At 44.3% G+C, this 18,126-nt stretch carries 17 protein-coding genes; 12 read left to right on the top strand and 5 right to left on the bottom strand.

Annotation, left to right across the window (positions count from 1 at the left end; genetic code table 11):
* The first annotated feature begins 179 nt into the window (after positions 1-179).
* Positions 180-791: an FmdE family protein gene (locus AAH944_RS10195; RefSeq protein WP_415534814.1), complete on the top strand. Its 612-nt coding sequence runs from the start codon at positions 180-182 to the stop codon at positions 789-791.
* Between the two features lie 125 nt (positions 792-916).
* Here the strand turns inward: AAH944_RS10195 and AAH944_RS10190 are convergent, their stop codons facing one another.
* Positions 917-3,298 carry a sensor histidine kinase gene (locus tag AAH944_RS10190; protein ID WP_415534813.1) on the bottom strand — a complete coding sequence of 794 codons (2,382 nt, stop codon included), beginning with the start codon at positions 3,296-3,298 and terminating at the stop codon, positions 917-919.
* Between the two features lie 124 nt (positions 3,299-3,422).
* Positions 3,423-3,617, bottom strand: coding sequence for a hypothetical protein (locus tag AAH944_RS10185; protein ID WP_415534812.1), 195 nt, complete (start codon positions 3,615-3,617; stop codon positions 3,423-3,425).
* 757 nt (positions 3,618-4,374) lie between these two features.
* Between AAH944_RS10185 and aroF the strand changes: the two genes are divergently transcribed.
* From aroF to AAH944_RS10155, 6 genes are read left to right on the top strand one after another with little or no spacing between them, the layout of a single operon-like run.
* Positions 4,375-5,388, top strand: coding sequence for a 3-deoxy-7-phosphoheptulonate synthase (gene aroF / locus AAH944_RS10180; protein WP_415534811.1), 1,014 nt, complete (start codon positions 4,375-4,377; stop codon positions 5,386-5,388).
* Between the two features lie 21 nt (positions 5,389-5,409).
* The gene (locus AAH944_RS10175) at positions 5,410-6,273 is read left to right on the top strand and encodes a prephenate dehydrogenase (protein ID WP_415534810.1); all 864 of its coding nucleotides are present in this window, start codon (positions 5,410-5,412) and stop codon (positions 6,271-6,273) included.
* 12 nt (positions 6,274-6,285) lie between these two features.
* Entirely contained in the window at positions 6,286-7,581 is a 1,296-nt protein-coding gene (gene aroA, locus AAH944_RS10170; protein ID WP_415534809.1) for a 3-phosphoshikimate 1-carboxyvinyltransferase, read from the top strand.
* Entirely contained in the window at positions 7,562-8,659 is a 1,098-nt protein-coding gene (gene aroC, locus AAH944_RS10165) for a chorismate synthase (protein ID WP_415534808.1), read from the top strand. The genes aroA and aroC overlap by 20 nt, the downstream gene beginning before the upstream one ends.
* Positions 8,647-9,834, top strand: a complete 1,188-nt coding sequence (pheA, locus tag AAH944_RS10160) for a prephenate dehydratase (RefSeq protein ID WP_415534807.1) — start codon at positions 8,647-8,649, stop codon at positions 9,832-9,834. Before aroC ends, pheA begins: the two co-directional genes overlap by 13 nt.
* Before the next feature lie 54 nt (positions 9,835-9,888).
* Positions 9,889-10,236 carry a cupin domain-containing protein gene (locus tag AAH944_RS10155; protein WP_415534806.1) on the top strand — a complete coding sequence of 116 codons (348 nt, stop codon included), beginning with the start codon at positions 9,889-9,891 and terminating at the stop codon, positions 10,234-10,236.
* A gap of 78 nt (positions 10,237-10,314) precedes the next feature.
* On the opposite strand, the gene AAH944_RS10150 is transcribed toward AAH944_RS10155, so the two are convergent.
* The gene (locus tag AAH944_RS10150; RefSeq protein ID WP_415534805.1) at positions 10,315-11,148 is read right to left on the bottom strand and encodes a lytic transglycosylase domain-containing protein; all 834 of its coding nucleotides are present in this window, start codon (positions 11,146-11,148) and stop codon (positions 10,315-10,317) included.
* Between the two features lie 274 nt (positions 11,149-11,422).
* Between AAH944_RS10150 and AAH944_RS10145 the strand changes: the two genes are divergently transcribed.
* The gene (locus AAH944_RS10145) at positions 11,423-11,686 is read left to right on the top strand and encodes a hypothetical protein (protein WP_243103595.1); all 264 of its coding nucleotides are present in this window, start codon (positions 11,423-11,425) and stop codon (positions 11,684-11,686) included.
* 48 nt (positions 11,687-11,734) lie between these two features.
* Here the strand turns inward: AAH944_RS10145 and AAH944_RS10140 are convergent, their stop codons facing one another.
* Positions 11,735-13,894: a PepSY domain-containing protein gene (locus AAH944_RS10140; protein ID WP_415534804.1), complete on the bottom strand. Its 2,160-nt coding sequence runs from the start codon at positions 13,892-13,894 to the stop codon at positions 11,735-11,737.
* 153 nt (positions 13,895-14,047) lie between these two features.
* Between AAH944_RS10140 and AAH944_RS10135 the strand changes: the two genes are divergently transcribed.
* The 3 genes from AAH944_RS10135 (at position 14,048) to AAH944_RS10125 (ending at position 15,865) form a co-directional block, all read left to right on the top strand.
* The gene (locus tag AAH944_RS10135) at positions 14,048-14,506 is read left to right on the top strand and encodes a YdeI/OmpD-associated family protein (protein WP_415534803.1); all 459 of its coding nucleotides are present in this window, start codon (positions 14,048-14,050) and stop codon (positions 14,504-14,506) included.
* A 54-nt stretch (positions 14,507-14,560) separates the two neighbouring features.
* Positions 14,561-14,992, top strand: a complete 432-nt coding sequence (locus AAH944_RS10130) for an acyl-CoA thioesterase (RefSeq protein ID WP_415534802.1) — start codon at positions 14,561-14,563, stop codon at positions 14,990-14,992.
* Positions 14,993-15,154: 162 nt separating this feature from the next.
* A complete protein-coding gene (locus AAH944_RS10125; RefSeq protein WP_415534801.1) occupies positions 15,155-15,865 on the top strand; it encodes an ATP-binding protein in 711 nt (236 codons plus the stop codon).
* A gap of 88 nt (positions 15,866-15,953) precedes the next feature.
* On the opposite strand, the gene AAH944_RS10120 is transcribed toward AAH944_RS10125, so the two are convergent.
* Positions 15,954-17,408 carry a M20/M25/M40 family metallo-hydrolase gene (locus AAH944_RS10120; RefSeq protein ID WP_415534800.1) on the bottom strand — a complete coding sequence of 485 codons (1,455 nt, stop codon included), beginning with the start codon at positions 17,406-17,408 and terminating at the stop codon, positions 15,954-15,956.
* A 252-nt stretch (positions 17,409-17,660) separates the two neighbouring features.
* Here AAH944_RS10120 and AAH944_RS10115 point away from each other — a divergent pair, with 252 nt between their 5' ends.
* Positions 17,661-18,053 carry a bacteriohemerythrin gene (locus tag AAH944_RS10115; RefSeq protein WP_415534799.1) on the top strand — a complete coding sequence of 131 codons (393 nt, stop codon included), beginning with the start codon at positions 17,661-17,663 and terminating at the stop codon, positions 18,051-18,053.
* Positions 18,054-18,126: the final 73 nt, after the last annotated feature.

The following is an 18,126-nucleotide window of genomic DNA, read 5'->3' as shown; positions in this document are numbered from 1 at the left end:
TGTAAGCGGAGCATGGAGTGCGCAGCGCGGCCTTTTGTGCCATGGATGGCACAATGGCCGGAAAGCAGTATTGTGGCCCACGACTATCCCCAAAAAATAAATTATTATCTCAATTTACACTGCCTCAATAAGACGATTGAATGAGCTTACCGCGTTATTTAAGAAAGGACTGACCAATCATGTGCAGAGAAAAAACACCCTGGGAAAAATGTGTTGAATTTCATGGACATCAATGCATGGGACTTGCAATTGGCTTCAGACAGGCGTTTATCGGACTCGATACGCTTGGTGTAATGAGAGCCGCAGATGAAGAACTGTTTGCGGTCGTCGAAAACGATGCCTGCGGTGTCGATGCGATTCAGGTACTTACCGGTTGTACGCTTGGAAAGGGCAATCTGATTTATAAGGATTCCGGCAAACAGGCGGTTACGTTAGCCAACCGCAAATCCGGCAAAGCGGTCAGGATATTAAGAAAACTCGGCAACAAACCGGATGATGAACAATATACTGAATTGAAGGCAAAAATATCAGCCGGGTCGGCCAGTGATCAGGAAAAGGCAGTCTGGGGGACGCTGCAGAAGGACAGAATTGAAAAATTTCTGTCCGCGCCTGCTGATGGATTATTTACGGTTACCGAAGTCACTATGCCCCGGATTGAATCGGCCAGAATTTTTCAGACAGTTGTATGTTCCCAATGCAGGGAGCCATTTGCAGAAGTCAAAGCACATCTTGTCGAAGGGAAAATTATCTGTTCCGACTGCAATGAGACTTATACCAGGGGATGGCGTTAACGGGGACGGTTCTGATTATGAAAAACAGCTGGAGTCCTTATTAACATGAGGCCACTGAAAAAGCCTTTTTAAAAGGGAAGATTTAAGAAGTCGTAATAAAGACATCTTTCTTTTATGTACTTAAATCATACTTGAAAAATTGCTTTTAGTGTTGTCCCTTTATTTATTTGTGAAGTGATTTTCAATTGTCCGCCAACACTTTCAATACGTTCCTTCATGACAGCCAAACCCGAATGAGCACCGGAAATAAGCCAGGTTTCCAGTTCATTTACATCAAATCCTTTACCATTATCGCAGATTATGATTTCTAAAATATTCTTTATGAGAATAATATCAACTTTAAATACATGGGACTCTGAATACCGCAGGGCGTTAATGATTCCTTTTTCGATAAAGCGAAAGGCTACGGTTTCAATTTGCTTATCAAAACGATTGCTATTGTCTATTCCAAAAGTATTGAGAATGATTAAAGCCAATTCCTCACGCATGAAATCCTGAATCCACAATTCAATAGTTGGTAATAGCCCTGACTTATCTAACAATGGCGGGTTCCGCTTATCAATTTTTGCTAAAATTTCAAACTTAATATCTCGGTCGATTTCCCCAATTTTCAGCATCGTTTGCTGTTTTACACTTTCCGGTAAATTCTTTCTTTGCAAGTAGTCCAGCCAACTGTATTGATCGAGAATATAGTGGTACGGACCGGTTAATAATTTAGGAATCAGACGATCTTGATTATTCATATTTGCAAAAAGTGAATATACAAAATTTGGGGGAATAGTATTTTCTATTTCTGTTTCGCTTATTGTTTTCGTATCGTTTATACGTTCATTTAACACAATTAATTCTTTATTAAGGCCATTGATCACAATTAATATCAGTAATTGATAAACCAGCTGACCCGCAAGAAGCGTCAGAAAAGATAATTCTGACTGGATAAACTTAATTCTTGAAAAGCGGTGGCCGAAAAAAACGCCGCATGCTGAATTATGAGACGAAAAAGGAACAAAAACTTCAGCGGGAAAATCATCCGCAAGTACTTTCGTTTCCATATCAAGTTTGTTATGGTTGTTAAAATATTCTTCCAATATTTCACGTTCAACAAGATTCTCTTGGAAACGGCCAACAGCTTTATTGAGACCACGAAAATGGACATTATCAGTAACAAGGAAAATCCCGTCAATTTCAAGATTTTGGGCCATTTCTATGAGTATTTGATCATCGGCAATCAGGGATGTCAGATTCTCGTTTAATTCCTCAATCCTTTGTTTGAAGCTCTGCTTTTCCTGAAGAAAACCTGATTTTTTAAATAGTTTACTTAAAATAATCTGGAGATAATATGAACAAACAATCAGGATAAAAATTAAGAAAAACATTTCTATATAGACTTCAAACGTGATAGAAGGCACAATTTTTAAAATATAAAAGATTAACAACGAGATAAAGCTAAGAGAAACCGACGAGATAATACAAATAATGAATCTTTCGTAAATCCGGCGGTAATCCGGGAGATATTTATTAACAACTACAAAGTAGAGAGAGAAGGGTACAGCTGAAATCAATAAATGGGCAAAAAATGAATCTACATAACTATAAACCAATTGCTTAAAATCAAAAAGAGCAGGCAGCGCTGTAAAAAGAAAAAAAGGCAAGAAGCCAATCAGTAACCCTAAGAGAATAATATTTGCTTCATTTTTCGCTGCTTGATCTTTTGACGATTTTAATAGAATCAGGTTAACCACAACAAATAAAATACTGATAATCATCGTAAATAATGCCAGTTTAACCAAATAACTTGAAAGACTGAAAAAGCATATGGCATGTATACCGAGTAGTATAAAAAATACTACGGCAAGAACTGTTACAAGTTTGCAGCCTAATTGATTAACCTTCGTGTTATTTCCTTCCGAAAAAATTGAGAAAAAATAAACTAAGGCTACTGCGGTCAGTAAAAAAGCGATGTACTGCAATTCTTTACCTAGAAACAACGCGCGGCTGGAAGCTTGAGATAGAAGAATGGCTAAACCAATGAAATAATTTAACCAAAATAAAGCACGGGCCTGTACTAAAAAAGGACGTTTCAACCAGGCTATAAATCCCAGGAACCAGAAAATAAACCCAAGTATGAAATATGGAAGTATAAATATCGTTTGGTAAGCAGGCAGAATTTCTATAGTAAAAGTCTGTACTGTTGTATTATTGTTAGCAGAAAAACTGATACTATGAGCGCCTTCGGCCAGCCCCCATTTCTTTAACAGGTGATAGTCTCCCGCATCCTGCGAATTGATTTTAAGGATCTGATCACCAACCCGGATACCCAATTGATACCCTTCTCCATTTTGATTGGCACTAACCACATACCACTGACCGCTGGAGTTCTTCATATCTAAACCGACAAAAGGGCGCTGAAAGCAGGAAAAGAAGTAAACGAGCCCGATTAAAATAAATATTAGGCTGGCAAGATAATAAATTTGTTTTTTTTGAATTTTTTCCCGTAAAATATTCATTTCTCAAACTACTTCCCTAATGATGTATACTGCCAGGCATTTCTTTACGATCGTGCCTGGCAGTATTGTTTATGTTCCATTTGAAACACAATTTGAATCAAGCCGAAAGTTATAAGTGATTAATTTATTGCCAACTGTCCAGTGGAGATACGGTCATACTAATAGTGCCGCCAGAAACTCTGTAGTCGGATAAAACGTTCTGAATTGTAGTGAACTCAGTGGGCTTAACCATGTTACCGTGTTTGCTGTTTTGTGCCAACAACATCTTGGGATTTCTAACACAATCATGAACCAAATTAGCAATACTGTCGTAGTTCATCGAGAAAACCCCCCTTTTTAAACACAAGTCATCTGCGGTGTTCTTTGCTAAGATATTTTGACATGGGAAACTTTCAGCTTAACCAATTTTATGTAAAATTCGCCACAAAATGTATATTTCCTCCTGAAACATGTTATATATTTGAAAACGTATTCAAAAAAATGGATGAATTACGAATGCCTATAGAGAGGCGCTATTTTCTGGCTCCGCTAAATAAAAAAGCAAGTTTGGCGGGCTTATTTTCAATGTTCTTATTTAACAAATACTTCCAAATTTGCAGATTTGTTCATGCTTGTGCGGATGATAAGAAAAGAAAGCCAATAATTATCCTCCAAATACCAGTAAAGCTAATGCAGAAAAAGAAAGGCATACAATAATTTTCGTTTGACAGCCAAAGAATCTATACGGTATAATGGACAGAACTCGAAAGTAACTTTTTGGAGAATGTAAAATGCTTAGCGGTAAGAGAATGCTAGAACAAATCAATACTTTTGTGTTTAGAAGCTTTAGCCAGTGCTATTATTACTTTTATTTTAGCACCGGTTATTTTTGGTTGTTCTACAATAGAATACTTTCTCTCTTCACTAATGAGCATCCGGCGGGAAATTGCCTTGCGGCCTGACCCCGGTCGAGAGAAACCGAAGTTGAAATACGATACTGTTAAAGAAGGCTCATTAGAAATAATGAGCCTTCTGTTTTTATTCAAGCTTGAGTAGTATCATGTAAGTAAGTAGGACAGTTTAAGGAGGTAGGAAAAATGATTATTGTAATGAGGCCGAAGACGCCACCAGAGGAGATCGCGAAGATGAAACAGAAGATATTGGACCTGGGATGTGAGGTTCATGAGTCTTTAGGCGTGAACTACCATATTCTTGGATTGATCGGGAATACCAGCAGCATTGACCCGGACACGCTGCATGCAAATGATTATGTTGAAAAAGTCATTCATGTTCAGGAGCCTTTTAAAAAGGTTAACCGTTTATTCCACCCGGAAGATACGGTCATCAGTGTCGGGGACAGAAAAATCGGCGGCGATACCTTTGCTGTGATTGCCGGTCCGTGTTCGGTAGAAAGTGAAACGCAAATTGTCGGCATTGCCGAAGCGGTTAAGGAATCCGGAGCTGCTTTTTTAAGAGGCGGCGCTTTTAAGCCGCGTTCCTCACCGTACAGCTTTCAGGGTTTAAGAGAGGATGGCCTGGAACTTTTGAAAATAGCCAGGGCAAAGACAGGACTGCCAATCGTGTCGGAATTAATGTCGACCGAATATCTGGAGAGATTCGTTGAAGATGTGGATATTATTCAGATCGGCGCCCGCAATATGCAGAACTTTGAACTCTTAAAAGAAGTCGGAAAAATTCAAAAACCGGTGATTCTAAAAAGAGGGTTATCCTCGACCATTGAGGAATTATTACTCGCTGCGGAATATATTCTGGCGCATGGCAACGAGAATGTTATTTTCTGTGAAAGAGGCATCCGGACTTTCGAAAATTACACCCGAAATACGCTTGACCTGACTGCTGTGCCGGTGATCAAGAAACTGAGTCACCTTCCGGTTATTGTTGATCCAAGCCACGCGGCAGGGCTGTGGTGGCTTGTCGAACCGATGGCTAAAGCAGCAATGGTCGTAGGTGCCGACGGTGTCATGATCGAAGTGCACAACGACCCGGCCAATGCTAAATGTGACGGGCAGCAGTCTATCAAACCGGAGAAATTTCAGGCTTTAATGGACTCACTGAGACAGCTGGCGGTTATACAGAACAAGATTATTTAATCAATGAGATGATCCCTGGAGGTGGATTTCTTGGAAGAACCGGACTTTGGTAGTATGGAAATTACGGTGGTGGGTCTGGGACTTATTGGCGGATCATTCGCCATGGCTTTGAATAAACTAAAACCAAAGAGAATCTGGGCAGTCGATGTTAACAGCAGCGTGCTGGAACAAGCAGAAAAAATGGGTGTGATCAGCAAAGGATTCACGGAGGCAAGCATCCCGCTGCAAAGCTCGGATATTGTTGTGATCTGCATCTATCCGGAGCTTGCCGTTCAGTTTGTGAAAGACAACCTGGCCTATTTTAAACACGGTGCCCTGATTACAGATACGGCAGGACTCAAAGAACAAGTCGTTCAGGAGATTAGTTCAGTCTTAAGGGAAGATTTGAGCTTCGTCGGGGGACATCCGCTGGCTGGCAAAGAATCCAGCGGATTTGCCTATGCTTCTGAAGAGATTTTCCGGGGGGCCAACTATCTGATTACCCCAATCGACGGCACGAAGAATGAAAGCTTGAGACTGGTGGAAAGGTTGATTCTTGGTCTCGGCTGCAGACAGCCGATCCGAATGGAACCGCATAAACATGACGAAATAATTGCGCTGACAAGTCAACTTCCGCATGTCATTGCGGCCGCCCTGATGAACAGTTCCTGTGCTGAGGATACCGGCAGCTTTGTCGGAGGCAGCTTCCGCGATGCAACACGGGTCGCGAGAATGAATGCCGAGCTCTGGAGTGAACTTCTACTCGAGAATAAAGACAATATTTTAGAACAAATTGACGTGTTCATCGAAAACGTCCGGATGATCCGAACGGCGGTCGCAGAAAAGGATCGGGATTCGCTGAAACAAATGCTTGAGAATGCCGGTCGGGGCAGAGAAAAGTTTTAAGGAGAGATTTTCTTGACGTGCTTACGCTTGCAACCTTCAACTTTAACCGGGGAGATCAGGATACCTCCTTCTAAAAGCATCAGTCACCGGGCAGTCATCTGCGCCGCGCTGGCTGAAGGGACCAGCAGCATTGACAATCTTGTTTTTTCTGAAGATATTTCTGCAACCTTGGACGGGCTGGTGTCTCTGGGTACAACCGTCGGGGAAGTCTCGGCGAACCCTGGTGAACCAGGCGCGCTTTGGCTGGAAGGGAACCCGAAGCTTCAAATCGCGCAGGAAACAATCAACTGCCGGGAATCCGGATCTACGCTGAGATTTCTGATACCGCTGGCCACACTGACAGGAGGCCCGGTGACCTTTACCGGTGCCGGCAAGCTGGTGGAGCGCCCCCTGGACGCATATTATGAGCTGTTTCAACTGCACGGAATTGAATATCAGACCCGGGACGGATATTTGCCCTTGACGATCAAAGGGAGATTTTCACCGGGTGAGTATAAACTGAAAGGCAATGTCAGCTCTCAATTTATTACAGGACTTATGTTTTTGCTGCCGCTCTTGGACGGAGATTCCAGAATTGTCGTTACAACGGAACTAGAATCCCGCGGTTATGTTGACCTGACTATTAATGCGCTGGAAAAGTCGGGAATAACCGTACAAAACAACGCCTACCGGGAATTTCTTATTCCAGGAAAGCAGCGGTATAAGGCAATTAATTGCCGCATTGAAGGAGACTACTCCCAGGCTGCGTTCTGGCTGGTGGCAGGTACACTGGGGTCCGGTCTGAAATGTCTGGATCTAAATGCTCGGTCCCTGCAGGGGGACAGGGCGATTCTTGATATGATGCTGGGGATGGGTGCCCGAATTTATTGGATAGATGACAATCTAGAAGTGCTGGGTGGTCCGACTGAGGGAATGGTAATTGATGCCGGACAGTGTCCGGATCTGGTACCTGTGCTTGCAGTCCTGGCTTCTTTAAGCAAAGGCACAACCAGAATCATTAATGCTGGAAGACTCCGGATCAAAGAATCGGACAGACTCAAAGCAACGGCATCAGAGCTGAACAAGCTTGGGGCCAGGATTCAGGAACTGCAGGAAGGGCTCCTCATCGAAGGGGTAGAAACCCTGCATGGCGGAACCGTCGACAGCTGGAACGATCACCGGATCGCGATGGCTATGGCTGTGGCCTCCATCAGGTGTACAGAGCCTGTGTTTCTGACCGGAGCCGAAGCCGTCAAAAAATCATATCCGCATTTCTGGCAGGATTTTTGCAAATTGGGAGGTAGAGCTGATGAGTGGAACATGGGGTGAAACCCTTAAACTATCGCTGTTTGGGGAATCACACGGAAAATGCATCGGGATCGTGCTCGATGGTCTGCCGGCGGGATTAAAGCTCGATTTGCCCTTCATCAGCCGGGAACTGGCCAGAAGGGCACCGGGGAAGAACGCGCTTTCAACCCCGCGGCAAGAAAAAGACGAATTTGAAATCCTGAGTGGTTTCTTTCATGGATTTACGACCGGAGCCCCGCTCTGCTGTGTGATCTGGAATAAGGATCAGCACTCCGGGGATTATTGCGAATTGAAAGACACGGTGCGGCCCGGCCATGCGGATTATACCGCGATGGTAAAACACAGGGGCTTCAACGATTACCGGGGTGGAGGCCATTTTTCCGGCAGACTAACTGCACCATTGGTGCTGGCTGGAGCCATTGCCAAACAAATCCTGGAAAAGAAGGGCATTGTGATTGGCAGCCATATTTTAAATATCGGTGGTATTGGAGAGGATCGTTTTGATGACCTTCGAATTGATTCAGGTCTACTCCGTGAACTGACAGAACAAGAATTCCCAGTTTTGTCCGAAGAAGCGGGTACCCGGATGAAACAGAAAATTCTTCAGGCCAAAGCCGAGGAGGACTCTGTCGGCGGCGTGATTGAAACAGCGGTAGCAGGTTTGCCTGTCGGCTTGGGGTCGCCATTCTTTGATTCAGCTGAAAGCAAAATTGCCCATCTGCTGTTTGCTGTTCCGGCGGTGAAGGGAGTCGAATTCGGCGCTGGGTTTGCAATTGTGCAGATGAAAGGGTCTGAAGCTAATGATCCATTCGCTTTCACAGATAAAGTGGTGACGCTTTCCAATCACAATGGCGGAATCCTTGGAGGGATCACGAATGGCATGCCTTTGATATTCCGGGCTGCCGTGAAACCGACGCCTTCGATCGGCAAAGTGCAGCAGACGGTGAATATGGCCGCCAGGGAAGAGACGCAAATCACAGTTCAGGGAAGACACGACCCTTGCATCGTCCCCCGGGCGGTTCCTGTCGTAGAAAGCGCCGCTGCACTGGCCTTATTGGACTTGATGATAGAAAAGGATGGGGTAACGTGGATGAACTAAAAAATCGGAGACTACAGGACCTCAGGTCTAAGATAGATGAAATTGATACCGAGCTGCTTCGTCTTTTTGAAGCAAGAATGGAGACCGTCATTGAGGTAGCTGAATATAAGATTTTGAACAGCATTAATATCTTGGATGAATCCAGGGAGAATAAAGTCCTGCAAAAAATTGAGCAGGTCAAAAACAAGGATCTAGTTAAAACTGCAGAAGAATTCCTCAAAGCCGTCATGAGTATTAGTAAAGGTGTTCAGGCTGAACGCTTTTTTAGGCCAGAAACCGGTTCCTGGCAGGAAATTTCGGAAATTGAAGAGGAGTCGGAAACCGGAGAACTGGGGAAATGTGTTTCCGGAAATGTGATCGGGTTCCAGGGAATTCCGGGTTCCTATAGTGAACAGGCGCTTAAGGAATATTTCGGGGAAGGCAAGAATGCCAAGAATTATGTGAACTTTGAAGATGTGTTTCAGGCGTTGGCTGCAGAAGAGATTGATTACGGGGTTCTTCCGCTGGAAAATTCGTTTACCGGCGGTATTGCCGACGTCTATGACCTGCTTTGTCAGTTTGGGTTTTATATCGTCGGTGAAAAATGTATCCAGATCGATCATAACCTGCTGGCGGTTAAAGGAACAAAGCTCGAAGATATCAGGGAAGTATGCTCCCATCCCCAGGGTTTTCAGCAGTCCAGTATTTTTTTAAGAAAACATCCCGAATGGAACCAGGTAACCTGCAGCAATACCGCGGTAAGTGCCAAGAAAGTTGCCGATGCAGGCTCGAAAGCCCTGGTATCCATTGCGAGCAGGCGAGCGGCGGAGCTCTATGGCCTGGACATTCTGGCCGAAAAGATCAACAATAATCCGGCGAACTTCACCCGGTTTATCATCATCGGCAGAAAACCTGAGCTTAGAGGTGCGTGTAACAAGATCAGTCTCGTTGTCGCCATTTCCCATGAACCCGGTTCATTGTACAGGGTCCTCAGTCACTTTGCCCGCAACGGGCTGAATATGATGAAGATCGAATCCCGGCCGATGACGGATAAGACCTGGGAATATCTCTTCTATATTGATTTCGAGGGTAATCTGAATAATCGTGTGGTCAAGAAAGCCGTTGAGGGGATCGAGAAAGAGAGCGCTTACTTCCAGATGCTCGGAAATTATCCGTCAGATAAACAAAATAGGTAAAAATTATAAAATAGAGAAATAACAAAATAGAGAAATGAGATCGGAGGCGAAACGATGATCGTCGGACATGTGAACGAATTGGCAGGGATCCCTATGCAGGGAGCAGGAATACAGGGTGCCACCAAAAAAGTACTGGTATCTCCCAAAGAAGGCTGGAATGGCTGGACGATGCGGCTCTTTACGCTTGAACCGGGTGGCTTTACACCCAGACACACGCACGATTGGCCCCATATTAATTATATTGCTTCAGGCGAAGGTACGCTGCATTTAGACGGTCAGGATTATGCCCTGAAGGAAGGCGCTTATGCCTATGTTCCCGGAGGTGCTCTTCATCAGTTTCAGAATCATTCCGGGAAAGAATTTTCATTCCTATGCATTGTACCTGAAGAAGGAGATAAGTAACCTTTATCTTTATCCTTGGATACTATCAATTGAGAACTGTCAAGACCACTTCATTTTTCAATTTGTTCGAATAAAGATTTAGGGGCTGCCAGAATAAGTGGCAGCCTCTTTCGATACTGTATAGTAATTCATAACGTTTTGAACAAAATTTCTTGTTTCGGCAGGCATTTTCACAAGGTCCTCCGGTCCCTGGACGCCTCTGGCCCGGATTGTTCCTGATCCGGCATTATAGGCAGCCAGAGCCATTTCCGTGGATCCGTAACGGTCGATCAGCTGCCGTAAATAACGTGTTCCACCGTCAACATTCTGTTCAATATTAAAGGGGTCGGTTACGCCCAGTCCTGAGGCTGTTGCCGGCATCAGCTGCATCAGGCCGATTGCGCCTGCTGAAGAGACCGCGTTCGGGTTAAAGGATGATTCCTGACGAATGACGGCTGATATCAAAGACTTTTCCACACCGTATTTTTCCGAAGCTCCCGTAATCGCAGCTTTAATTGAAGCATCAATCGAAGACGCGTTGAAAGAGCTGTCTGTATTATTCGTGTTATTCATGTTGTAAGCACTGTAAGCACTGCTGTATGTCTGCCCGGATGAGGTCATGTTATTTGTTCCTAGGAAGTCCCTGGTTCTAATCAGGCTTTCGGTTCCGTCTCCTGTGTTTAGCAGTGAATTCTGCAGATTGATAAGGTTATAGAGATAGAGCATCTGCATCTGGTCAGACGAATCGGACTGCTCCGTTTGATTTGTCTGACTTGACAGATCCGACGTAATATTGCTGTCTTCCTGTATGGTCTCCAACAGCATTTTATAAACCATCTGAAAAGCTTCGGAGTTTTCAGAAGTGCCTTCCAGGGCCTGGACCATATTTTGAATTTGCAGCTGCAGCAGTTCGTTTTGAGCATTGATTTTCATACGATCACCCCGGTAATCATTGTTTTTAGAAAAATGGAAACGTACTGCTTGTCTTGACTATTATTATGCGATGAACAGACGCTGAAAGCAAGCATGGGATTGTCTTTATTAAGCATGGATTGTCTTTATTTACCTGGACAATTTACTGCGGACTTGTTTTATAATAGATGAGTACGTATACAATACAACTGCAGCAGGTGGGATAATAAAGGTGAAACCTCTTTTTGAAAGATCGACGACCCTATTCGAGAAAATTTTCTTAACCTTGGTTATATTGAGCTTGATAGCATTCTTAGTTGGCTGCAATGTGGATCTGGACATCCTTGTCTATGCGGGATTCGGCGCGTATGTCATCCTTGGTCTTTTTGCTTTTATACAGCCAAAAAAAATGATGGAAGTACTGAAGAAAGAGAATGAAGACTTTTTAGTCAGAAATCAAAAAAGAATCCCGCTAATTAAAACAGGATTCAAATTTGGTGGATTCACACTGGCCGTCCTTGGGATAGCGCTCGGCTACATTTTTACTGTCTATTATTAGTCTTGCCTGTGGGCTTCGTAGGGATTTCCTTACTAATTTTGTACTGAATTAAGATTTAAACCCGGTTTCAAACGCTCTGATCAGGGCGTAAGCCGTATCAGCGCGGGTCATAGGCTGAAGCGGATAAAATTTGCTGTTGTCCGCTTTCAGAATGCCGAGACCTGTGGCGAGTGAAGCGTATCCGCACTCTTCAAACGGGACATCATCGAAGGAAGTCTGGAACAATGGGTTCAGCGCGGCAATCTTTTCGAGTCCGAGGAAGCGGACGATGATTTGGCTGCACAGTTCTTTGGTAACGATTTGGGACGAGGCCAGGTTATCCTGAATCCATCCTTCTTCTTTAGCTTTTTTCATGACATCGGTATCGGAAAGATTGTTCTCCGAGCCGTTTTTTATTGTGTAAAGAGCCCGCAGGAAGGCACTGGCAGTGATATTTTCGGTCGGACGGAACTGGCTTCCGTATTCACCGAATAATCCAGCCATTCCCAGCACGGTGATTTCTTTTTCCGCAGTGTTTCCGGCAATATCCGTGAAGATATGAGCCTGAGGCTGATCTTTTAAGGAATTTCCCTGGAAATCTAAAAATGATCCGGTTCTGGCATCCATCAGGTCGGAGGTCTGACTGCTTTCTGAGGAAGGCTGATAGATAAGCCGGACTTCCTTGGCTTCTCCTTGGTCGTACAATAGAACATAGGTCAATTGCATAGGTCTAGCCTGGAAGAGTATTTCCCGGACTTTGGCTGGAGACATTGCTTCCGACAATTGCGGGAAATCGAGATTCCACCAATTCAGATAATAAGAAGTGATTTTCTTCGTCTGTAAATCAACAGTAATGCTGATGTTATTGGAAGGAAACAGAATGCCGTTGACGATCCGTTCATAATTGAACGTGATGCTGGTGAGTTCTGCTGATTTGACGGAATCGGCTGTGTTGTCCGCATTGAGTTTAACCTGCTGAGATTTAGTTGGCTGGATTTTTCTGATAAAATCCTGCGCAATGGTCTGGGCCTGTTCACTAGTAATCGCATTCAGGCTTCCGTCGGCGTTTGCGGAAGAGGAGTAAACAGAGAAAGAGATTAATTCGCCGCTGGCTGCATTGACCCTGGCATTAATCGTTTGGGCCCGGGGACCGCTTGGGGTTCCCCATTCAAAGGACCATACCTTTCCGCCGCGTAGACTGTAGTCCTGGTAAAGATTGATGCTTTTCAACGTAACGTTCGAAGGGATTTCTACCCACTGCTTGACGGCCTCAATCGCTTTTTCCCTGGTCAAAAGTTTTGCATTTTCGGCGATTTCCTTTTGTTCCTGCGGTGTTAAAAGAATAGATTTGGCTGCGCTTTCAGCCGAGCTAAGTCCACCCAGCGCCCGGTCATTCGTAAACAGCCATTGACCGGAGTTCAGGACCAAGGGTTTTCCGGTGAATGCATCGATTGTTCCACCGTTTTTCAGGGTATAAACCAGCTGGACTTTCTCACTGTTTTGTGCTGTGATCAATGGCTTATAAGCCGGTGCCAAAAAGTATTGCAGTTCCAGAAGTTTAGTGGTATTAAAGTATTCAGTTGCTCGCCCGGCATTGATGATATTATTCACTTCAGGGATCTTAAGATCATTCCAGATGATGTTATAAGCAGTGACCTTGCCGCTCGAAGCACTCACCTGTACACTGACCAGGTTGCCCTGGAACGGGATGCCGTTTTCAAACCGCTGCCAATTGTAGCTGTAAACGGTCTCGCCATAGAGATTGATCGGAACAATCGCCTTATTCTCGAGGAATTTCAATTTGGCATATTTCGGCCCGGTTAATTTTTGGACAGTAGTTTCCGCGACTTGCCTGGCCTGTTCCGGGGTTATCCGCGGAAGTGTATAGGCCTGATTGCCCTGGACAGACTGCCAGGAATATATGGACAGAATTTCTCCGCTGACAGCGTCGACCTGGGCTGAAAAATTACCACCGGAGCTGCCGGAAGTGTTCCAGTCCAGCGACCAAACCTGACGGGACTGATAATTGCTGAAGCTTGAAGTAAACTCGATCAGTTCTTTGGAAATTTCAAAATTTTGTTTGACAATCTGCAAGGCTTGTTCCAGGGAGATTTTTGTTTCCGCCGAACCTGTCTGAGGCGTTCCCATATCAGCGCCCAAAAGCGGTACCGGCAGCTGGAAGATCAAAACAAAAACCAGAGGAAGTATAAACCAGTGATGACGTTTCATTTTTCCAACCATCCTTTCACAACATTTTGATCTGTATGCGTTTTCTTGCTAAAATAGACTGTAATAAGGCGACGATTATGACGCAGCCGGAAGAAAATATTTCCTGATTTCCAGCGAACGGATCTCCATGAAACTTTGAACCGGGGTGAACAGATGAAACAGAAGTTTATTACGGAAATCAAAAAACGTGAAGGCCTTGACGGGGCATATGTCGAAATCCCCTTTGACGTTGAGGCGGTATTTGGCGCTAGACGGGTGAAAGTAAAAGCTACCTTTGATGGGGTGGAATATCAGGGGTCAATAGTCAGAATGAATGGAGTTTTTTTGCTTGGCTTGACGCAGGCTATACGCAGTAAGATTGGGAAGCAACCCGGAGATTTGGTAAATGTCGAAGTTGAAAAAGACGAGCATGAACGTACGGTCGAGGTACCGGAAGACTTACTGGCACAGATGCAGGATGCTCCGAATGCTTTGGCATTCTTTGAAACCCTCTCGTATACGCACAAGAAAGACTATGTCCTGTGGATCACCAGTGCCAAAAAATTGGAAACCAGAATGGATCGGATTCAAAAGGTGGTTGAAATGCTGGAGGCTAAAAAGAAAAGTAAATAACAGATACCTGATGCTTAGCTGTCAAATATCAAAAGTTGAGAATAGGAGAAAGAAATGGAACTATATTTGATTTCGACAAAAGAAATCCAGGTAAGTTATGCCGATACCGATATGATGGGCGTAATCTACCACGCCAACTATCTGAAATGGTTTGAACTCGGAAGATGCCAGTTGGTCGAAGATGCCGGGTATCATTATCTGGATATGGAAGAAGCCGGGTATTATGCTCCGGTCTATCAAGTCGAAGTAACCTATAAAAAAGCGGTACACTACGGTGAGCGTGTGTTTGTGAAAACCTGGGTCGAAGAAAATCAGGGTTTGTGGACGGTATACGGCTACAAGGTTGTTAATGGCAGCAGTGAAGTCTGCGCTGAAGGAACCACAAAACATATTCTGGTCCGGAAAGACAATTTTAAGCCTGTCCAATTCAAAAAAGCATTTCCTGAATGGTTTCGCCGCTACGAAGAAATCAAGAAGAAGTTATAACTATCATTTTTTGATGCCAGGTCCTTTTTGAATTGACTTTCTTGTCTTTATTTGGTGTTTAGTATCGGAGTTGTTGTAACGCAGGTTACCGATTTTTAATCATTATTGCTCTAGAGTAAAGATACGCCAAATAACAGAAAATCAAGGAAAAAGGTGATAAAAATGATTAGAAAAATCATCGAAATCGATCAGGAAAAATGCAATGGCTGCGGATTGTGTGTAAACGCCTGTCATGAAGGCGCGCTGCAGCTTGTTCATGGTAAAGCCGTTCTGGTCAGTGACGCATATTGTGACGGGCTTGGCGACTGCCTGCCGGAATGTCCGACAGGTGCAATTCAGATTATCGAAAGAGAAGCCGCAGACTATAATGAAGAGCTAGTTAAAGCGAAACTCGCCCGAAAGGAAGAAAAATCCGGCTGTTCCTGCCCAGGCACCATGGCCACAATGATCGAAAAAATACCGGCTGACCAGAAAGAACAGGATTCCGGAGACATCGGGGCTGAACGCCCTTCGGAACTCAGGCAATGGCCGGTTCAGCTGAATCTGATTAACCCGCAGGCATCTTACCTGCAAAATGCTGATCTGCTGATTGCGGCGGATTGTACCGCCTATGCCTATGCTTCTTTCCATGAGAAGTTCATGAAGGACAGAATCACGCTGATCGGCTGTCCCAAACTGGATGACAATGATTATTACACGGAAAAGATCACGGAGATCATCAGAATCAATCATCCGCAGAGTGTCAAGGTGGTCCGGATGGATGTACCATGTTGTTCCGGGATTGTACGGGCTGTAAAGACAGCCATGGTCCAGGCCGGCATTTCGGTGCCGTATGACGAAGTCATTATCGATTCACAGGGAAATATCCTGTAATCCGCTTTTTTTAGATGTAAACGAAAAAAGGATTCGGGCATGCCAATCAGGGGAGCATTCACCTGCAGGGAAGCTGAGATACATGGGTTCACCGGGTTAGTTCGACGATCGCCCGGGCATAAATCTCCGTGCAGCTAATCAGATGATCCGTTCCCATATATTCATTCGGCTGGTGCTCGATTTTGGGCATTCCGGGGAAGGAAGGACCAAACGCAACCGCCCGCTGAAATGCTTTGGCAAAGGTAGTACCGCCCATCCCAAGGGGATGGGCTTCTTTGTCTCCGGTGTGATCCTGGTATACCTGAATCAGTTTACGGATATGTGGGTCATCCTCCGGGAAATTCAAAGACTCGAGTGCATCCAAAACCGCAAGATCTGCCTGAAAAACAGCGAATGCTGATTCCACTAGAGACCGGACTTCCTTCAGGTGATGGCTGGACGGAAAGCGCAGATCCATTTTCAGGTCGACGGAAGCCGGATCCATCTGGATATAACCGGGGCTTAACGTAAGCTTTCCGGTCAGCTTATCCTCGAGATCAAGGCCCAGGGCTTCGCCAAAGCATTGCATACCAATTTTCTCAGCATAGATCCTGATAAAGTTTTTTTGATCTTCATCAATATGGAGCCTGCTGAGAAATACGATGAGCTGGGAGATTGCATTGCTACCTTCCTGACAGTTAAAGGCATGGACGGACTTGCCGCGGGAAATAAGCTTGAGCCCTTCCTCTTGCTCCTCAGCTTGAAGATCATACTTGGTCTCAGCAAGAAAAGTTTTTAACGCCTGGCGGACACTTTGGACCTGACTCAGATCAGCAGTCAGGACTGCCTCGCAAAAGTCAGGGACAATATTCAGGGAATCTGCTCCGCCGGAAAGCTGTTTGACTGTCATGGAAGACTGCCCGTTTTGTCGGTTCTGGTAATTCTGCCGGCTTTGCCGGTCCTTATGGCCCTGCCGGCCGTCCAGCTGATTCGTATCTTTCCGGAATTCTTTTTTCAGCTCCAGCCAGAGTAGTCCTTTTTCGGCACAGACAACCGGAAATACAGAATCAGGCACAAAAGAAAAATCCGGTTCTTCAATTTTTTCGAGCAGTTTAGGCGTCGTATTCCAGACATTTTCCTCGTCCAGACCGATAATGATCTGTACTTTGCAGCAGGGATGGATCCCGGCCATTTTGACTGCTTTCAGCGCATAGAGGACGGCGATCGCTGGTCCTTTATCATCAATCGCTCCCCGCCCAAAGATTTTTCCGTCCTGAAGCTCTCCTTCGAAAGGAGGATGATTCCAGCCGGTTCCCTCGGGTACCGTGTCCAGATGGACGATCATGCCAATGGTCTTATCTCCCTGCCCGAATTCGATGATCCCGCCCAGATTATCCAAATTAGAGGCCTTAAAGCCCATTTTCTGAGCGAGACCGAGATAAAATTCCAAAACCTCGATGACCCCATCCTGCTGGCCTGTAATGCTTTTGATTCTGAGACATTCCTGGAGGGATTTGATCATATCTTCTTGCTGTGACGTGATAATTTGCTTAAGGTTATCCATAATTCTCCTATCAATAGCTCTGCTATCATTTCAATTATTATATTTTTAGACTTGGCTTTCATGTTTTTAGAATACGGGTCTGTTTTCTGAAAAGAGCTGATTTCGTATATCTTAATCTGACATGCAAAATTCCCGGATAATTTGTATTAATTATTTATTTATAGTTACTTTATAGAATGGAAGGAGATTTGACACTTATAAAGAATTATCACCTTTATACACGTTGTTTAAACACAAAAAGAGTGGAAAAAAATGTTAGAGTGGAAAGAAGAATATTCAATTGGTGTAGAAACCATTGATCAGCAGCACCGGCAGCTTTTTACGATTGGCAACAAGATCTATGATCTGTTGGAAAACTATATGTTAGACGATAAATACGACAAAATTGCCTCAATCATCTTACAACTAAAAGAATATACAATATATCACTTTAAATGTGAAGAAGAATATATGCTGGAAATCAAATACCCAAGATATTTTAGCCAAAAAGTTGAGCATGATGATTTTATCGATAAAATCGAAAGTATTGAACTCGATAAAATGGATGAAAACCAAAATCAGTTTATTCGAGAGTTGATGATATTTATCTTCGACTGGGTTCTAAACCACATCTTGCAAAGTGATAAACAACTGCAAGCTAAATAGGTCCATAAGCTACATCTTAATTATATTTTATCTGCAAAGACCGATCTTCAGCAATGTTAATCGGTCTTTTTGA

Source organism: Dehalobacter sp. CP (assembly GCF_047652685.1).
Taxonomy (GTDB): Bacteria; Bacillota; Desulfitobacteriia; order Desulfitobacteriales; family Syntrophobotulaceae; genus Dehalobacter.
Note: the sequence above shows the minus strand (reverse complement) of the source record. Positions and strands in the feature narration are given on the sequence as shown.